This is a genomic window from Streptomyces sp. NPDC093261 (assembly GCF_044753645.1).
Taxonomy (GTDB): Bacteria; Actinomycetota; Actinomycetes; order Streptomycetales; family Streptomycetaceae; genus Streptomyces.
Genome location: NZ_JBIVNO010000001.1, coordinates 326,224 through 344,281 on the forward strand (window position 1 = coordinate 326,224; position 18,058 = coordinate 344,281).

General features: G+C 70.3%; 14 protein-coding genes. 1 reads left to right on the plus strand and 13 read right to left on the minus strand.

The window, feature by feature from the left end:
• The first annotated feature begins 396 nt into the window (after positions 1 to 396).
• Entirely contained in the window at positions 397 to 3,534 is a 3,138-nt protein-coding gene (ileS, locus tag ACIP94_RS01545; RefSeq protein WP_402417986.1) for an isoleucine--tRNA ligase, read from the plus strand.
• Between the two features lie 205 nt (positions 3,535 to 3,739).
• Here the strand turns inward: ileS and ACIP94_RS01550 are convergent, their stop codons facing one another.
• From ACIP94_RS01550 to ACIP94_RS01610, 13 genes are all read right to left on the minus strand, one after another.
• Positions 3,740 to 4,945 carry a DivIVA domain-containing protein gene (locus ACIP94_RS01550; RefSeq protein ID WP_402417988.1) on the minus strand — a complete coding sequence of 402 codons (1,206 nt, stop codon included), beginning with the start codon at positions 4,943 to 4,945 and terminating at the stop codon, positions 3,740 to 3,742.
• 52 nt (positions 4,946 to 4,997) lie between these two features.
• Positions 4,998 to 5,288, minus strand: coding sequence for a YggT family protein (locus tag ACIP94_RS01555; protein ID WP_234515022.1), 291 nt, complete (start codon positions 5,286 to 5,288; stop codon positions 4,998 to 5,000).
• Between the two features lie 48 nt (positions 5,289 to 5,336).
• Positions 5,337 to 5,978 carry a cell division protein SepF gene (locus ACIP94_RS01560; protein ID WP_402417990.1) on the minus strand — a complete coding sequence of 214 codons (642 nt, stop codon included), beginning with the start codon at positions 5,976 to 5,978 and terminating at the stop codon, positions 5,337 to 5,339.
• Positions 5,979 to 6,107: 129 nt separating this feature from the next.
• Positions 6,108 to 6,827 carry a YggS family pyridoxal phosphate-dependent enzyme gene (locus tag ACIP94_RS01565; protein ID WP_402417991.1) on the minus strand — a complete coding sequence of 240 codons (720 nt, stop codon included), beginning with the start codon at positions 6,825 to 6,827 and terminating at the stop codon, positions 6,108 to 6,110.
• Between the two features lie 6 nt (positions 6,828 to 6,833).
• A complete protein-coding gene (gene pgeF / locus ACIP94_RS01570; RefSeq protein ID WP_402417992.1) occupies positions 6,834 to 7,562 on the minus strand; it encodes a peptidoglycan editing factor PgeF in 729 nt (242 codons plus the stop codon).
• Positions 7,559 to 8,752 carry a cell division protein FtsZ gene (ftsZ, locus tag ACIP94_RS01575; RefSeq protein ID WP_402417994.1) on the minus strand — a complete coding sequence of 398 codons (1,194 nt, stop codon included), beginning with the start codon at positions 8,750 to 8,752 and terminating at the stop codon, positions 7,559 to 7,561. Before ftsZ ends, pgeF begins: the two co-directional genes overlap by 4 nt.
• Positions 8,753 to 9,030: 278 nt before the next feature.
• Positions 9,031 to 9,816: a cell division protein FtsQ/DivIB gene (locus ACIP94_RS01580; RefSeq protein WP_402417995.1), complete on the minus strand. Its 786-nt coding sequence runs from the start codon at positions 9,814 to 9,816 to the stop codon at positions 9,031 to 9,033.
• Between the two features lie 81 nt (positions 9,817 to 9,897).
• A complete protein-coding gene (gene murG, locus ACIP94_RS01585) occupies positions 9,898 to 10,995 on the minus strand; it encodes an undecaprenyldiphospho-muramoylpentapeptide beta-N-acetylglucosaminyltransferase (RefSeq protein WP_402417997.1) in 1,098 nt (365 codons plus the stop codon).
• 6 nt (positions 10,996 to 11,001) lie between these two features.
• A complete protein-coding gene (ftsW, locus tag ACIP94_RS01590) occupies positions 11,002 to 12,363 on the minus strand; it encodes a putative lipid II flippase FtsW (RefSeq protein ID WP_402417999.1) in 1,362 nt (453 codons plus the stop codon).
• A gap of 174 nt (positions 12,364 to 12,537) precedes the next feature.
• On the minus strand, positions 12,538 to 13,965 hold the full coding sequence (gene murD, locus ACIP94_RS01595) for a UDP-N-acetylmuramoyl-L-alanine--D-glutamate ligase (RefSeq protein ID WP_402418001.1): 1,428 nt from the start codon (positions 13,963 to 13,965) through the stop codon (positions 12,538 to 12,540).
• Positions 13,947 to 15,020, minus strand: a complete 1,074-nt coding sequence (gene mraY, locus ACIP94_RS01600) for a phospho-N-acetylmuramoyl-pentapeptide-transferase (protein WP_402418002.1) — start codon at positions 15,018 to 15,020, stop codon at positions 13,947 to 13,949. Before mraY ends, murD begins: the two co-directional genes overlap by 19 nt.
• Positions 15,017 to 16,432, minus strand: a complete 1,416-nt coding sequence (gene murF, locus ACIP94_RS01605) for a UDP-N-acetylmuramoyl-tripeptide--D-alanyl-D-alanine ligase (protein WP_402418004.1) — start codon at positions 16,430 to 16,432, stop codon at positions 15,017 to 15,019. Before murF ends, mraY begins: the two co-directional genes overlap by 4 nt.
• Before the next feature lie 4 nt (positions 16,433 to 16,436).
• Entirely contained in the window at positions 16,437 to 17,966 is a 1,530-nt protein-coding gene (locus ACIP94_RS01610; protein WP_402418006.1) for a UDP-N-acetylmuramoyl-L-alanyl-D-glutamate--2,6-diaminopimelate ligase, read from the minus strand.
• Between the last annotated feature and the right edge of the window lie 92 nt (positions 17,967 to 18,058).

Consider the following 18,058-nt stretch of genomic DNA (forward strand, 5'->3'; position numbering starts at 1 on the left):
GCCTCCGGCCCGGGAAGGAGGAAAAACCGGTCGGCCGCCGTGCGCGCGGCGCCGTACACTGGGCGGAGCGAAAAGCGTGGATGGGGACGAGTAGCGGCGTACGCAGCCCAGAGCGACCCGGGGACGGTGGGAGCCCGGGGGCGAGCGCGGCGCGAAGATCACCCCGGAGCCGCCGGAAGAAAGCCTTGGACCGTGGGCTCCGCCCAGGAACCTCCCAGGGCCGGTAGAACCGGCATCGCGATCCCAATGAGGGGGCTCACCGGAGCGTAGGGCGCACCGGGGAGCCAAGGAGGGTGGTACCGCGGGAGCGCGCCGCACACGGCGTACGGAGAATTCACCGAATTCCCGGCTCTCGTCCCTCCGACGGAAGGCAGCACGTCCGCCGGAGGAAGATCCATGACGCAGTACCGCCAGGTGCCCGCCCAGGTCGACCTGCCCGCGCTCGAGCACGCCGTGCTCGACTTCTGGCGCGAGCAGAAGATCTTTGCCAAGAGCCTGGAGCAGTCCGAGGGCCGCCCCGAATGGGTGTTCTACGAGGGCCCGCCCACGGCGAACGGCATGCCGGGTGCCCACCACATCGAGGCCCGTGTCTTCAAGGACGTCTTCCCGCGCTTTCGCACCATGCGCGGGTACCACGTGGCCCGCAAGGCCGGCTGGGACTGCCACGGCCTGCCGGTGGAGCTGGCGGTCGAGAAGGAACTCGGCTTCAACGGCAAGCAGGACATCGAGGCGTACGGCATCGCCGAGTTCAACGACAAGTGCCGCGCGTCGGTGACCCGCCACACCGACGCCTTCGCCGAGCTGACGACCCGCATGGGCTACTGGGTCGACCTGGACGACGCCTACTGGACGATGGACCCCGAGTACGTGGAGTCGGTCTGGTGGTCCCTGAAGGAGATCTTCAACAAGGGTCTGCTGGTCCAGGACCACCGCGTCGCCCCCTGGTGTCCCCGCTGCGGCACCGGTCTGTCGGACCACGAGCTGGCCCAGGGCTACGAGACGGTCGTCGACCCGTCGGTCTATGTCCGTTTCCCGCTCACCTCCGGTCCGCTGGCCGGCCAGGCCGCGCTCCTGGTGTGGACGACGACCCCGTGGACCCTGGTCTCCAACACGGCCGTAGCCGCGCACCCCGAGGTCACCTACGTCGTCGCGACGAACGGCGAGGAGAAGCTCGTCGTCGCCGAGCCCCTCGTCGGCAAGGCGCTCGGCGAGGGCTGGGAGACCACGGGGCAGACCTTCACCGGCGCCGAGATGGAGCGCTGGACGTATCAGCGTCCGTTCGAGCTGGTGGAGTTCCCCGAGCCCGCCCACTACGTCGTCAACGCCGAGTACGTGACCACCGAGGACGGCACGGGTCTGGTCCACCAGTCCCCCGCCTTCGGTGAGGACGACCTCAAGGTCTGCCGCGCGTACGGCCTGCCGGTGGTCAACCCCGTCCGCCCGGACGGCACCTTCGAGGAGGACGTCCCGCTGGTCGGCGGCGTCTTCTTCAAGAAGGCGGACGAAAAGCTCACCGAGGACCTCCAGCAGCGCGGCCTGCTCTTCAAGCACATCCCGTACGAGCACAGCTACCCGCACTGCTGGCGCTGCCACACCGCGCTCCTCTACTACGCGCAGCCCTCCTGGTACATCCGCACGACGGCGATCAAGGACCGCCTCATCCAGGAGAACGAGAAGACCAACTGGTTCCCGGAGACGGTCAAGCACGGCCGCTTCGGCGACTGGCTGAACAACAACATCGACTGGGCGCTGTCCCGCAATCGCTACTGGGGCACCCCGCTGCCGATCTGGCGCTGCGAGGACGACCACCTCACCTGCGTCGGCTCCCGGGCGGAGCTGACCGAGCTGACGGGCACCGACCAGTCCGGCCTGGACCCGCACCGCCCGTTCATCGACGACGTCACGTTCGCCTGCCGCCACGACGGCTGCGGCAAGACGGCGACGCGCGTACCGGAGGTCATCGACGCCTGGTACGACTCGGGCTCGATGCCGTTCGCGCAGTGGGGCTACCCGTACAAGAACAAGGAGCTGTTCGAGAGCCGCTACCCGGCGCAGTTCATCTCCGAGGCGATCGACCAGACCCGCGGCTGGTTCTACACGCTGATGGCGGTCGGCACCCTGGTCTTCGACAAGTCCTCGTACGAGAACGTGGTGTGCCTCGGCCACATCCTCGCCGAGGACGGACGCAAGATGTCCAAGCACCTGGGCAACATCCTCCAGCCGATCCCTCTCATGAACCAGCACGGCGCGGACGCGGTCCGCTGGTTCATGGCCGCCGGCGGCTCCCCCTGGGCGGCCCGTCGCGTAGGCCACGGCACGATCCAGGAGGTCGTCCGCAAGACGCTGCTGACGTACTGGAACACGGTCGCCTTCCAGGCGCTGTACGCCCGTACGTCGGGCTGGGCGCCCGGCGAGGCGGACCCGGCCCCGGCCGACCGCCCGCTCCTGGACCGCTGGCTGCTGTCCGAGCTGCACGCGCTCACCGACCAGGTGACCGACGCCCTGGAGGGCTACGACACCCAGCGCGCCGGCAAGTTGCTGTCGGCGTTCGTCGACGACCTGTCGAACTGGTACGTCCGCCGCTCCCGCCGCCGCTTCTGGCAGGGCGACAAGGCCGCGCTGCGCACCCTGCACGAGGTCCTCGAGACGGTCACGAAGCTGATGGCCCCGATCACCCCGTTCATCACCGAGCGGGTCTGGCAGGACCTGATCGTGCCGGTGACCCCGGGCGCCCCGGAGTCGGTGCACCTGGCCTCCTGGCCGGAGGCGGACCTGTCCACGATCGACCCGGAGCTGTCGCAGCAGATGGTCCTGGTGCGCCGGCTCGTCGAGCTGGGCCGGGCCACGCGCGCGGAGTCGGGCGTCAAGACGCGTCAGCCGCTGTCCCGCGCGCTGGTCGCGGCGGCCGGCTTCGACACGCTGGACCGGGAGCTGCACGCGCAGATCGCCGAGGAACTGAACGTCGAGGCCCTGGCCTCGCTGAGCGAGGTCGGCGGCAGCCTGGTCGACACGACGGCGAAGGCGAACTTCCGCGCGCTCGGCAAGCGTTTCGGCAAGCGCGTCCAGGACGTGGCCAAGGCGATCGCGAACGCCGACGCCGCGGCGCTGTCCCTGGCGTTGCGCGAGGGCACGGCCGCGGTGGAGGTCGACGGTGAGACGGTCACCCTCGCGCCCGACGAGGTGATCATCACGGAGACCCCGCGCGAGGGCTGGTCGGTGGCGTCCGACTCCGGCGCGACGGTCGCCCTCGACCTGGAGATCACCGAGAAGCTGCGCCAGGCCGGCCTCGCCCGGGACGCGATCCGGCTGATCCAGGAGGCCCGCAAGAACAGCGGTCTGGATGTCGCCGACCGCATCGCGCTTCGCTGGACCTCGACGGACCCGGCGGTCATCGCGGCCCTGAGCGAGCACACCGAACTGATCGCGGAAGAGGTCCTCGCCACGGACTTCGTCCAGGGCGAGGCGGACGACACCTACGGGGAGCCGTTCACCGACGACTCCCTGAGCCTCACCTTCCGTCTGCGCAAGGCGTAGCGGACGGCCCGAAGGCCCGGGTCCGCCGGGATTTTTCCGGCGGCCCCGGGCCTTCGGCGTTGTGTCCGCACGCACAGCCGCTCCCACGGCCGAACAGACGGGGCAAAAACCCCGAACGCGCGTAGCACAAGGGCGGGGCCCCGGATCACTCGATCCGGGGCCCCGCCCTGAAAAGCTGCCGACACCTATGGCTGACGCATGGACGTCAGTTGTCGTCCTCGTCGATGAGGAAACCGCGCATAGGCGAGGGGGCCTGACCCATCGGCGAGGGGCCCTGCGGACGCACCGGAGCCATCGGCTGCGTCATCGCCGGGGACATCTGCTGCTGACCGCCGTAGGACGGAGCGGAGGGAGCCTGGGCGCCACCCATCGTCTGGTTGCCGCCGTACGACGGGGCGCTCGCGCCCGCCGGAGCCATCGACGGCGCCGACGGCGACGGCAGGGACGCCGTGGCCGGGGTGCGCGACGGGGCCAGCGAGTCGTCGGCCTGGGTCTCCAACTGGCGCAGCTGGGACTCCAGGTAGGACTTCAGACGAGTGCGGTACTCGCGCTCGAAGCCGCGCAGGTCCTCGACCTTGCGCTCCAGCGTGGCGCGGGCGGACTCCAGGGAGCCCATTGCCACACGGTGCTTCTCCTGCGCGTCCCGCTCCAGGGCGTCGGCCTTGGCACGGGCGTCGCGCTCCAGACCCTCGGCGCGGCTGCGGGCCTCACCGACGATCTTGTTGGCCTCGGAGCGGGCCTCGGCGATCGCCTGGTCGGCGGTCTGCTGGGCGAGCGAGAGAACGCGCGCGGCGCTGTCGCCACCGGGACCCTGACCGGGCATGCCCGGACCGCCCATGGGGCCGCCCATCGGGCCGCCCATGGGGCCACCCATCGGCTGCTGCATCGGGCCGCCCATCGGCCCCTGACCCATCGGCCCCTGGCCCATCGGACCCTGACCCATCGGACCCTGACCCATCGGACCCTGACCCATCGGACCCTGACCCATCGGACCCTGACCCATCGGGCCGGGCCCCTGGGGACCACCCTGACCGCCGCCGGGGCCGGCAGGCAGCTGCGGGGCACCGCTCGGCAGCTGGGGCGGGCCGCCCATGGGGCCACCCATCTGCTGCTGCGGCGGACCTGATATCCCGGCGGGTACGGGAGCGCCCGGACCACGCATGCCCTGCTGAGGCATCCCCTGGCCCTGGTCCTGCGGCTCCGGAGGCTTGCGCATGTTCTGCTGGTTCTGCGCGGCGGCACGCGTCGCTGCGGCCAGCTTGGCGCGCAGGTCCTCGTTCTCGCGGAGCAGACGGGTCAGTTCGGCTTCGACCTCGTCGAGGAAGGCATCGACCTCGTCCTCGTCATAGCCTTCTCGGAGGCGGACGGTCGTGAACTGCTTGTTCCGCACGTCCTCGGGGGTCAACGGCATCTCTTCACCTCAACGTAGTCATCGGCAGTCGGCAAGACCGTATCGTCCACATTCACCTCGCGAGATTGCCCACGATGGAGATCAGGATGTAGACGATGATCATCAGTACGAAGAAGGACAGGTCGAGCGCCACGCCCCCGAGACGCAGCGGCGGGATGAACCGCCGCAGAAGCTTCAACGGTGGATCGGTGACAGTGTAGGTGGCCTCCAGAACGACCACCATCGCCTTGCCGGGTTGCCACGAGCGGGCGAACTGGAACACGTAGTCCATGACCAACCGGAAGATAAGCACGACGAGGAAGCACATCAGCGCGATGTAGACAACCTCCAGGAACACGCCCATGATCCGTGCTTCCCTCTCCCCTGTTCCGTGCTCTTCCGGTCGTGCGTCTCAGCTCTGGTTGAAGAACCCGCCCTCTGCGATGCGGGCCTTGTCCTCCGCCGTGACATCGACGTTAGCAGGAGACAACAGGAACACCTTCTGCGTCACCCGCTCGATGCTGCCATGAAGACCAAACACCAAACCGGCCGCAAAGTCGACAAGTCGCTTCGCATCTGTGTCGTCCATCTCAGTCAGATTCATGATCACCGGCGTGCCCTCACGGAAGTGTTCTCCGATGGTACGGGCCTCGTTGTAGGTCCGGGGGTGAAGCGTGGTGATCCGGTACGGCTCTCGTTCGGACACGACCTTGGGCATGATCACCGGTGCGTTCTTCTCCAGGCTCTGGCGTTCTTGTGTGATGGATGCCACGGGCGCGATCCGGGCGGGACGCCCGGATTCCGCGGGCAGCGACGGGGAATGGGACACCGGATCGCGCTGCGCCGGCGGCTGAACCACTCGTACCGATTCTTCCCGTTGGGGCTGAAGCGTCTGGTGTGACGGGCGGGGCGGCTCGTGCCGCCGGTGGTCCCGCTCCGGTTCCGGGTCGAGCTCGGGCTCGAAGTCGTCGTCGGGATCGAATCCCCGGCCGTCGTACCCATCGTCCTCCACGAGGCCGAGGTAGACCGCCATCTTGCGCATCGCGCCGGCCATGCTCTGAGTCCTCCGCTCTGTGGTGGATCGGCTGACGACCGCCAAGTGCCCGCGATCCACGAGGTCGTTTCGCCCGCCTATCAGCGGTAATGACCATATTTTCTGCTGTGGTCCGACTTCTTGGCGACGTTACCCGAGCCCGGGGCGGACTCCGAGTACCGCAGTGCCGACGCGCACATGTGTCGCCCCGGCAGCCACGGCCTGTTCGAGGTCCGCACTCATTCCTGCCGAGACCATGGTTGCAGCCGGATGGGCCCGGCGCAGGGCGGTCGACAAATCCATCAACCGCTCGAACGCCGCCCGTTGACGCTCCGCGTACTCCCCGGTGAGCGGCGCGACGGTCATCAGTCCGTCCAGCCGCAGCCCCGGGGCGCTCGCGACGAGATCGCCCAACTCTTCGATTCCGTCGGGCGCCACACCTCCCCGCTCGCCCCGTCCGCCCTCGCCCGCGTCCAGCGCGACCTGGATGAGGCAGCCGACCTCGCGCCCGGCGCGCACGGCCTCCTTCGACAGCGCCGTGACGAGCCGCGATCGATCGACGGACTGCACGAAATCTGCATAACCGACCACAGATCGCACCTTATTGGTCTGCAACTGACCGACAAAATGCCAGGTAAGCGGCAGATCCGAGCATGCGGCCGCCTTGGGCGCCGCGTCCTGGTCACGGTTCTCGGCGACGTCACGGACACCGAGTTCCGACAGAATCCGCACATCGTCGGCGGGATAGGTCTTGGTGACCACGATCAGGGTCACCTCCTCCCGCTTGCGCCCGGCGGCCCGGCAGGCGGCCGCGATGCGCCCCTCGACCTTCGCGAGGTTTGCGGAGATTTGCTGCTTACGATCCCTCATGCCCCATCAGTCCAGCCAGACATAGCCCGCGAGCCGGCCCGTGGTCCGGTCGCGGCGGTACGAGAAGTGGTCGCCCGACTCGCGCGTGCACACCGGCGACTGCGCCCGGTCGCACACCCCGAGCCGTTCGAGCTGCGCGTGCACGCCGGCGGTCACATCGACCGCGGGAGTGCCCCAGCTCGTCTCGGCGTGCGCCGCCGGCTCGACGGCGGCCACCTCGGCGCGCATCATGTCCGGTACCTCGTAGCACCGGCCGCAGACCGCGGGCCCCGTGCGGGCGAGGATCCGGGACGGCTTGGCGCCCAGGTCCATCATCGCGCGGACGGCGGCGGGGACCACCCCGGCCACCATGCCGGGCCGGCCCGCGTGGACGGCGGCCACGACCCCGGCGACGGGGTCGGCCAGCAGGACGGGCGTGCAGTCGGCGGTGAGCACGGCGAGCGCGAGGCCGCGCCGGGCGGTGACGAGCGCGTCGACCTCCGGCGCCGGCCTCGGGCCCCACGGCTCCTCGACCACGGCCACGTCCGGGCCGTGCACCTGGTTCATCCAGACCACGCGAGCGGGGTCCAGGCCCAGCGACCTCGCGGCCAGTTCCCGGTTGGTGCGCACGGCCTCGGGGGCGTCGCCGACCGCGCCGCCGAGATTGAGCTCCTCGTACGGAGCGGCGCTCACCCCGCCCCACCGGTCGGTGAAGGCGAAGTGCGCGCCGCTCGCGGTGTCGCGCTGTCCTATCACTTGAGGAAGTCCGGCACGTCCAGCTCCTCCGCCGCGCTGTCCGAGTAGGTGCGGGACGGCGGGATCGGCGTCGGAGTGACCGGCAGCTCGCTCACCGGCTCCGGGGCGGGCTCCGGCGCCTCCTTCGGCGTGACGCTGCCGAGCGAGCCGAAGGACGGGCGGCTCTCGGCGGGACGCGCCGGCGCGGGCTCCTCGCGCCGCGCCGAGGACGAGCCGAGGACGTTCTCCCGCTTGGCCGGCGGCTGGCCGCCGTCGAAGCCGGCGGCGATCACGGTGACCCGCACCTCGTCGCCGAGGGCGTCATCGATCACGGCGCCGAAGATGATGTTGGCCTCGGGGTGGGCTGCCTCGCTCACCAGCTGCGCGGCTTCGTTGATCTCGAAGAGGCCGAGATCGGAGCCGCCGGAGATGGACAGCAGCACACCGCGGGCGCCGTCGATGGACGCCTCCAGCAGCGGCGAGGAGATCGCCATCTCGGCCGCGGCCACCGCGCGGTCGTCACCGCGGGCCGAGCCGATGCCCATGAGGGCGGAACCGGCCTCCGACATCACGGACTTGACGTCGGCGAAGTCCAGGTTGATCAGGCCGGGGGTGGTGATCAGGTCGGTGATGCCCTGGACGCCGGAGAGCAGGACCTGGTCCGCCGACTTGAAGGCGTCGAGCACGGAGACCTGGCGGTCCGAGATGGACAGCAGCCGGTCGTTCGGGATGACGATGAGGGTGTCGACCTCTTCGCGCAGCTCGGCGATGCCGTCCTCGGCCTGGTTGGCACGGCGGCGTCCCTCGAAGGTGAACGGGCGCGTGACCACACCGATGGTGAGGGCGCCGAGGGAGCGCGCGATGTTGGCCACGACGGGCGCGCCGCCGGTGCCGGTGCCGCCGCCTTCACCGGCCGTCACGAAGACCATGTCGGCCCCCTTGAGGACCTCCTCGATCTCCTCGCGGTGGTCCTCGGCGGCCTTGCGGCCGACGGCCGGATTGGCGCCGGCACCGAGTCCGCGGGTGAGTTCGCGGCCGACGTCGAGCTTGACGTCGGCGTCGCTCATCAACAGAGCTTGCGCGTCGGTGTTGATGGCGATGAACTCGACGCCCTTGAGACCGACCTCGATCATCCGGTTGATGGCATTGACACCACCGCCGCCGACACCGATGACCTTGATGACTGCGAGGTAGTTCTGCGGTGCTGCCACGTCGAAGGCCTCTCGCCTCGAATTACGTTGCCGTCGCCCACGGGTGCCCCGCGGTCCGACGGCAGATGCCGAATGGGACGGTCCGAACGCCGACCCGAACCCTCACCCTGAAGTTTAGGGTTACCAGTGTGTCTGTTCCTTGGACTCTTCCGAACAGGACACTAAGTCGACAAGTGGCGCGCGTTCAACGAACACGCCGAACCTCCCGTTTTTCTTTTCACCCTATGTGATCAGCCGTAGCAGTGCCCAACCAGGGTGCTGGCCTGCGCTGATGTGCGTCAACTCCCCGATGACGCAGGGGCGGTGGGAACACTGACGTCGAAGTGCCGGGCGCGGGGCGCGGCTTTCATCAGTGCGGTCAGAGTCACCGCCTTCGCACGGCCCTTCTCGCCACTGCCCCACAGCACGGTCCGGCCGTCACCCAACTCCAGGGAGATGGAGTCGAAGGTACGAACCTTCACGGTGCGGGTCTGGCGGGCGACGGCGGCCGGGACGGCCTGGGCCACGTGGACCGCCTCGCGCACCAGCCGGTCGGTGCCGAAGCGCCTGGGGCCGGACGACGGGGGCGGGGCGAGTTCCAGCGCGGGGACCCCCTTCGGGGCCTGTGCCACCGTCGCGAACCGCATGCCCTCCCGGTCCACTTCGACATACTTCGCACCGTCCCGGATGAGGAGGACCGGAGTACGCTCCGTCACGTTCAGTGCGATTCCGTGGGGCCAGGAACGGACGGCGTCCACGGTGTCGATCCGGGGCAGCCGACGGCGCAGACGCGCCTCGATCGCACCGGTGTCGAGGGAGATCAGCGGCGCGCCGAGCCGCACGCCGGCCGCCCCGCGCACCTGCGCCGGGGTCAGCACCCGCGTCCCGGAGACGGAGACCCGCTGCACACGCAGCCACGAGGAGCCGTACAGCAGCCAGATGGAGCCGCCGCCCGCCAACAGCAGCAGAACCAAAAGGATGATGAGCATACGAAGGCGACGGAGTCGCCCGAGACGGGGCGGAAAGGGCGGGCCGGACTCCCGTTGCTGCCGCCTGTCACGCTCGGCGGTCCTCGGTCCGGCCACGCGCCCTCCTCTTCCTGGCCGTGTCGGCCTCCGGGGCGTTCACATACCCCTTGGGCTCACTCGCCCCTCACGTACCCCGGATCAGCGGGCGGCCCGTGCCGAGGCGATCGCCTCGTAGACCATGCCGACGAGCAGCTCGTCGGCGTCCCGGCGGCCGAACTCGCTGGCGGCACGGGACATCTGGTACAGCCGATGCGGATCGGCCAGCACGGGCAGCACGTTCTGCTGGACCCAGTCGGGCGTCAGCTCCGCGTCGTCGACCAGCAGTCCGCCCCCGGCCTTGACCACCGGCTGAGCGTTCAGCCGCTGTTCACCGTTGCCGATCGGCAGCGGGACATAGGCGGCCGGGAGCCCGACGGCGGACAGCTCGGCGACGGTCATCGCGCCCGCGCGGCAGAGCATCATGTCGGCCGCGGCGTACGCGAGGTCCATCCGGTCCACATACGGTACCGGCACATAGGGGGGCATCCCCGGCATCTGGTGCACCTGCGGCAGTTCGTTCTTCGGGCCGACCGCGTGCAGGATCTGGATACCGGACTGCTGGAGGTACGGGGCGACCTGCTGGACCACCTCGTTGAGCCGGCGGGCGCCCTGCGAACCGCCGGAGACCAGCAGCGTCGGCAGGTTCGGGTCGAGCCCGAAGGCGGCGCGGGCCTCGGGGCGCACGGCGGCGCGGTCCAGGGTGGCGATGGAGCGGCGCAGCGGGATGCCGATGTAGCGGGCGTCGCGCAGCTTGCTGTCCGGCGTGGAGACGGCGACCTGGGCCGCGTACCGCGAGCCGATCTTGTTGGCCAGGCCGGGCCGGGCGTTGGCCTCGTGGATCACGATCGGCACGCCGAGGCGCTTGGCGGCCAGATAGCCGGGCAGCGCCACATAGCCGCCGAAGCCGACGACGACGTCCGCCTTGGTGCGCTCGAGAATCTGCTCGGCCGCCTTGATCGTGCCGCGCAGCCGCCCGGGAACGGTGATCAGCTCGGGGGTCGGCTTGCGTGGCAGGGGGACGGCGGGGATCAGCGCGAGCTCATAGCCCCGCTCGGGTACGAGCCGGGTCTCCAGGCCGCGCTCCGTGCCCAGGGCCGTGATCCCCACGGTCGGATCCTGCCTGCGCAGGGCGTCCGCGAGGGCGAGCGCGGGCTCGATGTGGCCGGCGGTCCCCCCACCGGCGAGTACGACATGCACCGAAATTCACCGCTCTCCGGACGAGCGCGCCGCGGAGGCACGCCGTCGCATCGTGTTCCATCTCCGAGGCCCCCGGTCAGACCCGGAGCCTCCCGCCCGCTTTCTACCAAAGCGAGGTTGCCGCATCGCAAGCGCCGCCCGCGCACCGGGTTCGTCGCGCGCGAAGGCGATCAGCAGCCCGATGGCGAACATGGTCGGCAGCAGGGCGGATCCTCCGTAGGAGAACAGCGGGAGCGGGACGCCGGCGATCGGCAGCAGACCGAGCACCGCACCGATGTTGACCACCGCCTGTGCGGTGATCCAGGTCGTCACGCCTCCCGCGGCATACCTCACGAAGGGGTCCTCCGTGCGTCCGGCCACGCGGATACCCGCATAGCCTAGAGCCGCGAAGAGGGCGAGCACCGACAGTGTCCCCGCGAGACCCAGTTCCTCACCGGTGACGGCGAAGATGAAGTCGGTGTGCGCTTCGGGCAGTTGACCCCATTTTTCCACACTGGCACCCAGTCCGGAACCGAAGATTCCGCCGGACGCGAGCGCATAGATGCCGTGCACGCCCTGCCAGCAGATGTCGTTCGGTCCGGGGTCGGTGGCGCCGATGCAGGCGAGCCGGTTCAAGCGGTGCGGACTGGTCTCGATGGCGATGGCGGCGAGCACCATGGCGACGGTCAGCACCCCGGCGAACAGCCGGGTGGGCGCCCCCGCCAGCCACAGCAGACCGAACAGGATCGCGGTCAGGATGATCGTCGTACCCATGTCCCCGCCGAGCATGATCAGCCCGAGCAGCATGAAGGTCACGGGGACCAGCGGCACCAGCATGTGCTTCCACTGTGTGAGCAGCCGCTTGTCCTGTTTGCGGGCGAGCAGATCGGCTCCCCACAGCACCAGGGCGAGCTTGCCGAACTCACTGGGCTGGATCTGGAAGGAGCCGCCGAGGGAGATCCAGTTCTGGTTGCCGTTGACCGCCACTCCTATCCCCGGCACCTGCACCAGGACCAGCAGGAAGACGCCTCCCGCGAGGATCGGGTAGGCCAGCGCCCGGTGCAGCTTCACCGGCATCCGCGACGCGAGGAGCAGCAGCAGGGCGCCGAGAGAGGCCGCGAGGAACTGCTTGCGGAAGAAGTACGACCCGGGCAGCGACATCTGCAACGCGGTGATCTGCGAGGCCGAGTAGACCATCACCAGGCCCAGCACGGTGATCAGCAGACTGCCGCCGAGGATCAGGTAGTACGCGGTGAGCGGCCGGTCCCAGGCGCGACGGGCCCGCGTGACGAGCCGGGTGACGGGACTCTCACGCCGGGTGGTGCGGGCGGCGGAGGGCCGCCTGGAGGTGCGCTGGGCGGGCGGACGGCTCGTACGGCTGCTTGACATCGAGGCTCACTTCCCTGCCGTGGGAGCGCGTCCCGCCGGGGCCTCCCGGGACCCGGGGACGGACCCGCACGGCACCGCACCGGCGGCGGAACGCCGCGGGCGATGCCCCGGCCGCTTCCGAGTCACGCGTCCCTCCAAGGGTCCCGAAGCACCCGCCGTGGCCGAGCCCCGCCGTCAGGCGCCGGTGGCGCCGAGTTCGCGAACCGCCTCCGCGAAGGCGTCGCCGCGCTTGTTGTAGTTGGCGAACATGTCCATGGAGGCACAGGCCGGTGCCAGCAGCACCGTGTCGCCGGGGCCGGCCAGCCGTCGCGCCTCCCGCACAGCCGCGCGCATCGCCCCAGTGTCGGTCCGTTCGAGGTCGACGACGGGTACTTCCGGCGCGTGTCGCGCAAGGGCTTCACGGATCAGCTCACGGTCCGCGCCGAGGAGCACCACGCCCCGAAGCCGCTTCGCCGCGCCCGCGACCAGTTCGTCGAAGGTGGCGCCCTTGGCGAGTCCGCCCGCGATCCACACGATGGACTCGTACGCCGCCAACGAGGCTTCGGCGGCATGCGTGTTGGTGGCCTTGGAGTCGTCGATGTAGGCGACCCCGTCCACGTCCGCCACATGCGCGATGCGGTGCGCGTCCGGGGTGAAGGACCGCAGACCGTCCCGCACGGCGTGGGCGGGCACCCCGAAGGCGCGCGCGAGGGCCGCGGCGGCAAGGGCGTTGGCGACGTTGTGCGGGGCCGGCGGGTTCACATCGGAGACCTCGGCCAGCTCCTGGGCGTTCTTCTGCCGGTTCTCGACGAAGGCGCGGTCGACCAGGATGCCGTCCACGACGCCGAGTTGGGAGGGGCCGGGCGTACCGAGCGTGAAACCGATGGCCCGGCAGCCCTCCTCGACGTCCGCCTCGCGCACCAGGTCCTCGGTCGCCTTGTCGGCGGCGTTGTAGACACAGGCGACCCGATTGCCCTCGTAGACACGGCCCTTGTCGGCGGCGTACGCCTCCATGGAGCCGTGCCAGTCGAGATGGTCGGGCGCCAGGTTGAGCACCACGGCGGAGTGGGCGCGCGGCGACGGCGCCCAGTGGAGCTGGTAGCTCGACAACTCCACGGCCAGGACGTCGTACTGCTCCTCGCCGAGGACGGCGTCCAGCAGCGAGACCCCGATGTTGCCTACGGCGGCCGTGCGCAGGCCCGCGGCCTTGAGGATGGAGGCGAGCATCTGCACGGTCGTGGTCTTGCCGTTGGTGCCCGTGACCGCGAGCCAGGGAGCGGCGTCCGGGCCGCGCAGCCGCCAGGCCAGCTCGACATCGCCCCAGACCGGGACGCCCGCCTCGGCCGCGGCGGTGAACAGCGGCTTGTCGGGCTTCCAGCCGGGCGCCGTGACGATCAGCTCGGTGCCTTCCGGCAGGGTCGCTCCGTCGCCGAGGCGCACGGTGATGCCGAGCGCCGAAAGCTCCGCGGCCTGCGCCCGGGCGCGCTCGTCGTCGCCGTCGTTGACGACGGTCACGCGGGCGCCGAGCCCGTGCAGCACCTTGGCCGCCGGGACGCCGGAGACGCCGAGCCCGGCGACGGTGACGCGCTTCCCCTGCCAGTCGGTCACTTTTCCGCTGCCCATCCCGCGTAGAAGATGCCGAGTCCCACAATGACGCAAATGCCCTGAATGATCCAGAAACGGACCACGACGAGGACTTCGGACCAGCCCTTGAGTTCGAAGTGGTGCTGGAGCGGCGCCATCCGGAAGACCCGCTTACCGGTCAGCCGGAACGAGCCGACCTGGATGACCACCGACATGGTGATCAGGACGAAGAGACCGCCGAGCAGCGCGAGCAGCAGCTCGGTGCGGGAGCAGATCGCGAGACCGGCGAGCGCGCCGCCGAGGGCCAGCGATCCGGTGTCGCCCATGAAGATCTTGGCGGGCGAGGTGTTCCACCACAGGAAGCCGAGGCAGGCGCCCATCAGCGCGGAGGAGACCACCGCCAGGTCGAGCGGATCTCGTACCTCGTAGCAGGCGGCCGGGTTGGTCAGGGTCTGCGCGTTGGCGCAGGACTCCTGGAACTGCCAGACGCCGATGAACGTGTAGGCGCCGAAGACGAGCACGGAGGCGCCGGTGGCCAGGCCGTCGAGACCGTCGGTGAGATTCACGCCGTTCGACATGGCGAGGATCATGAAGATGGCCCAGACCACGAAGAGCACCGGGCCGATGGTCCAGCCGAAGTCCTGCACGAAGGACAGCTTGGTGGAGGCCGGGGTGTTGCCGCGGGCGTCGGCGAACTGCAGGGCCAGCACGGCGAAGGCGATGCCGACGATCAGCTGGCCGGCCATCTTCGCCTTGGCCCGCAGACCGAGCGAGCGCCGCTTGACGATCTTGATGTAGTCGTCGAGGAAGCCGACCAGGCCCATGCCGCCCATCAGGCCGAGCACCAGCACACCGGAGAAGGTCGGCGGTTTGCCCGTGATCACCTTGGACAGGAAGTACGCGGCGATCGTCGCCAGGATGAACGCGATGCCACCCATGGTCGGCGTACCGCGCTTGCTGGCGTGCTCGCGCGGTCCGTCGTCACGGATGTACTGGCCGTAGCCCTTGCGGGCGAGCAACTTGATCAGCAGCGGAGTGCCGATCAGGGTGAGGAACAGACCAATGACTCCTGCGAACAGGATCTGCTTCATCATCGGGCGGCAACCTCACCCTCGGCACCGGTCTCGAGCAGCGCCTGCGCCACGCTCTCGAGCCCGACCGACCGGGACGCCTTCACGAGTACGACGTCTCCCGGGCGCAACTCGCTGCGCAACAGGTCGACCGCCGCCTGTGCGTCGGACACGTGCACCGACTCCTCACCCCACGAACCCTCGTTGTATGCGCCCAGTTGCAGCCAGGACGCTTCCCTGCCCCCGACCGCGACGAGCTTGCTGACGTTGAGCCGGACGGCGAGCCGTCCGACCGCGTCGTGCTCGGCGAGCGCCTCGTCCCCGAGCTCGGCCATCTTGCCGAGCACCGCCCAGGTCCGCCGTCCCTTGCCCATGGCTGCCAGCGCGCGCAGGGCGGCCCGCATGGACTCGGGATTGGCGTTGTAGGCGTCGTTGACGATCGTCACGCCGTCCGGGCGCTCGGTGACCTCCATACGCCAGCGGGAGAGGGAGCCCGCCTCGGAGAGCGCGGTGGCGATCTCTTGCGCAGACATGCCCAGCTCATGGGCGACGGCGGCCGCGGCGAGCGCGTTCGACACGTGGTGCTCACCGTACAGGCGCATGGTCACATCGCCGCACCCGGAGGGTGTGTGAAGGCTGAAGGCCGGTTGTCCACCGTCCGTGAGTCGCACATTCTCGGCGCGTACGTCCGCTTCGTCGGACTCTCCGAAAAGGATCACCTTCGCCTTCGTCCGGGAGGCCATGGCGCGTACGAGCGGATCGTCGGCGTTGAGGACCGCGACGCCGCCCTCGTCCTTGGCGGGCAGGCTCTCGACCAATTCGCCCTTGGCCAGTGCGATCTGCTCCCGGCCGCCGAACTCGCCGATGTGGGCGGTGCCCACGTTGAGCACCAGGCCGATCCTCGGCGGGGTCAGGCCGGTGAGGTAGCGGATGTGGCCGATGCCGCGGGCGCCCATCTCCAGGACGAGGAACCTGGTCTCCTCGGTGGCGCTGAGGGCGGTCAGCGGCAGCCCGATCTCGTTGTTGAGCGAGCCGGGCGTCCACACGGTCGGCGCCTTGTGCTGGAGCACCTGGGCGATGAGGTCCTTGGTGCTGGTCTTGCCCGCGGAACCGGTCAGGGCCACGAGGGTCGCCCCGAGCCGCCGGACGACATGGCGGGCGAGGGCGCCGAGGGCGGTCTGGACGTCGTCCACGACGATCGCGGGCACGCCGACGGGGCGGGACGCCAGCACGGCGACGGCACCCGCCCGCACGACCGCGTCGGCGAAGTCGTGCCCGTCCACGCGTTCGCCGACGAAGGCGACGAAGAGAGCGCCGGGCTCCACCTCGCGGGAGTCCCGGACGACGGGCCCGGTGACCTGGACGGACGGATCCGGTATGTCATGCGTCTGCCCGCCGACGACTTCTGCGATCTCGGCGAGGGAGAGGGCGATCACAAGTTCATCCCTGGGTCTGCTGGATAGCTTCGCGAAGCACCTGGCGGTCGTCGAACGGACGGACCACCCCGGCGATGTCCTGGCCCTGCTCATGGCCCTTGCCCGCGACCAGCACGGTGTCCCCGGGCCGCGCGCGGGACACGGCGGCGGCGATGGCGGCGGCCCGGTCCTCGAAGACCTGCACCTCACCGCGTTCGTGCGCGGGCACGGAGGCCGCTCCCTGGAGCATGGTGGCGAGGATCGCCAGGGGATCCTCGGAGCGGGGGTTGTCGGAGGTCAGCACCGCCGTGTCCGCGAGCCGGGCGGCGGCGGCCCCCATCGGGGCGCGCTTGGTGGTGTCCCGGTCGCCGCCGCAGCCGAGCACCACGTGCAGCCTGCCCTCGGTGACCTTGCGCAGGGCCCGCAGCACGGACTCCACGGCGTCGGTCTTGTGGGCGTAGTCCACGACCGCGAGGTAGGGCTGCCCGGCGTCCACGCGCTCCAGGCGCCCGGGGACGCCCGGCACGGCGGCGACGCCGTCGGCGGCGGTCTGCGGGTCCAGGCCGGCCTCGGCGAGGGCGACGATCGCGGCGAGGGTGTTCGCCACGTTGAAGGGACCGGGCAGCGGCGACCGCGCCGCGATCCGCTGCTCCTTGGGGCCTATCGCCGTGAACGTGGCGTCCATCGGGCCGATCCGCACGTCCTCGGCACGCCAGTCGGCGTCCGGGTGGCCCTCGGCCGAGAAGGTGACGACCGGGACGCCGGACTCCTTCACCAGCCGGCGGCCGTACTCGTCATCGAGGTTCACCACGCCGCGCCGGCTGCGCCGCTCGGTGAACAGCTGCGCCTTGGCCTGGTAGTAGTCCTCCATGCCGGAGTGGAACTCCATGTGTTCCGGGCTGAGGTTGGTGAAGACGGCGATGTCGAAGACACAGCCGTCGACGCGGCCGAGGACCAGCGCATGGCTGGAGACCTCCATGGCGACGGCCTCGACCCCGCGCTCGCGCATGACCGCGAACAGGGCCTGCAGATCGGTGGCCTCGGGGGTGGTGCGCTCGGACTTGATGCGCTCGTCGCCGATGCGCATCTCGACGGTGCCGATCAGTCCGGTGGAGCGGGCCGTGCGCAGACCGCCCTCGACGAGGTACGCGGTCGTGGTCTTGCCGGAGGTGCCGGTGATGCCGACCTGGAGCAGGTCCCGGCCCGGATGGCCGTAGATCGTGGCCGCCAGATCGCCCATGCGGGCGCGCGGGTCGTCGGCCACCAGGACCGGCAGCCCGGTGGCGGCGGCACGCTCGGCGCCCGTCGGGTCGGTCAGCACGGCCGCCGCGCCGAGGCTTGCCGCCTGGGTGACGAAGTCGGCGCCGTGCAGGCGCGCCCCGGGCAGGGCCGCGTACAGGTCACCGGGGCGGACGGCGCGCGAGTCATGGGTGATGCCCGTGACCTCGACGGCGCCGGCCGGGGGCTCCGGGGCGGTGACATCCAGCTGATCGGCCAGCTCCGCGAGGGGTACGGCGGAGACGTGAACCGGTCGCGGCGGTCCCGGGTATGTCACGGAAACGGCCTTCTGGGTGGTTTGGGACTGATCAGCGTGTGGCACGGCGGTGAGCGTACCGGGCGTACCCCCGCCGGGGCTAAAAAGGAGCC

Bases quoted from the DNA above. Each gene is read 5' to 3' on its own strand.
- ftsW (WP_402417999.1), bottom strand. From the start codon at position 12,363: ATGTCAAGCAGCCGTACGAGCCGTCCGCCCGCCCAGCGCACCTCCAGG.
- ACIP94_RS01550 (WP_402417988.1), bottom strand. From the start codon at position 4,945: ATGCCGTTGACCCCCGAGGACGTGCGGAACAAGCAGTTCACGACCGTC.
- ileS (WP_402417986.1), top strand. From the start codon at position 397: ATGACGCAGTACCGCCAGGTGCCCGCCCAGGTCGACCTGCCCGCGCTC.
- ACIP94_RS01560 (WP_402417990.1), bottom strand. From the start codon at position 5,978: ATGGCCGGCGCGATGCGCAAGATGGCGGTCTACCTCGGCCTCGTGGAG.
- ACIP94_RS01555 (WP_234515022.1), bottom strand. From the start codon at position 5,288: ATGGGCGTGTTCCTGGAGGTTGTCTACATCGCGCTGATGTGCTTCCTC.
- murD (WP_402418001.1), bottom strand. From the start codon at position 13,965: ATGGGCAGCGGAAAAGTGACCGACTGGCAGGGGAAGCGCGTCACCGTC.
- ACIP94_RS01565 (WP_402417991.1), bottom strand. From the start codon at position 6,827: ATGAGGGATCGTAAGCAGCAAATCTCCGCAAACCTCGCGAAGGTCGAG.
- mraY (WP_402418002.1), bottom strand. From the start codon at position 15,020: ATGATGAAGCAGATCCTGTTCGCAGGAGTCATTGGTCTGTTCCTCACC.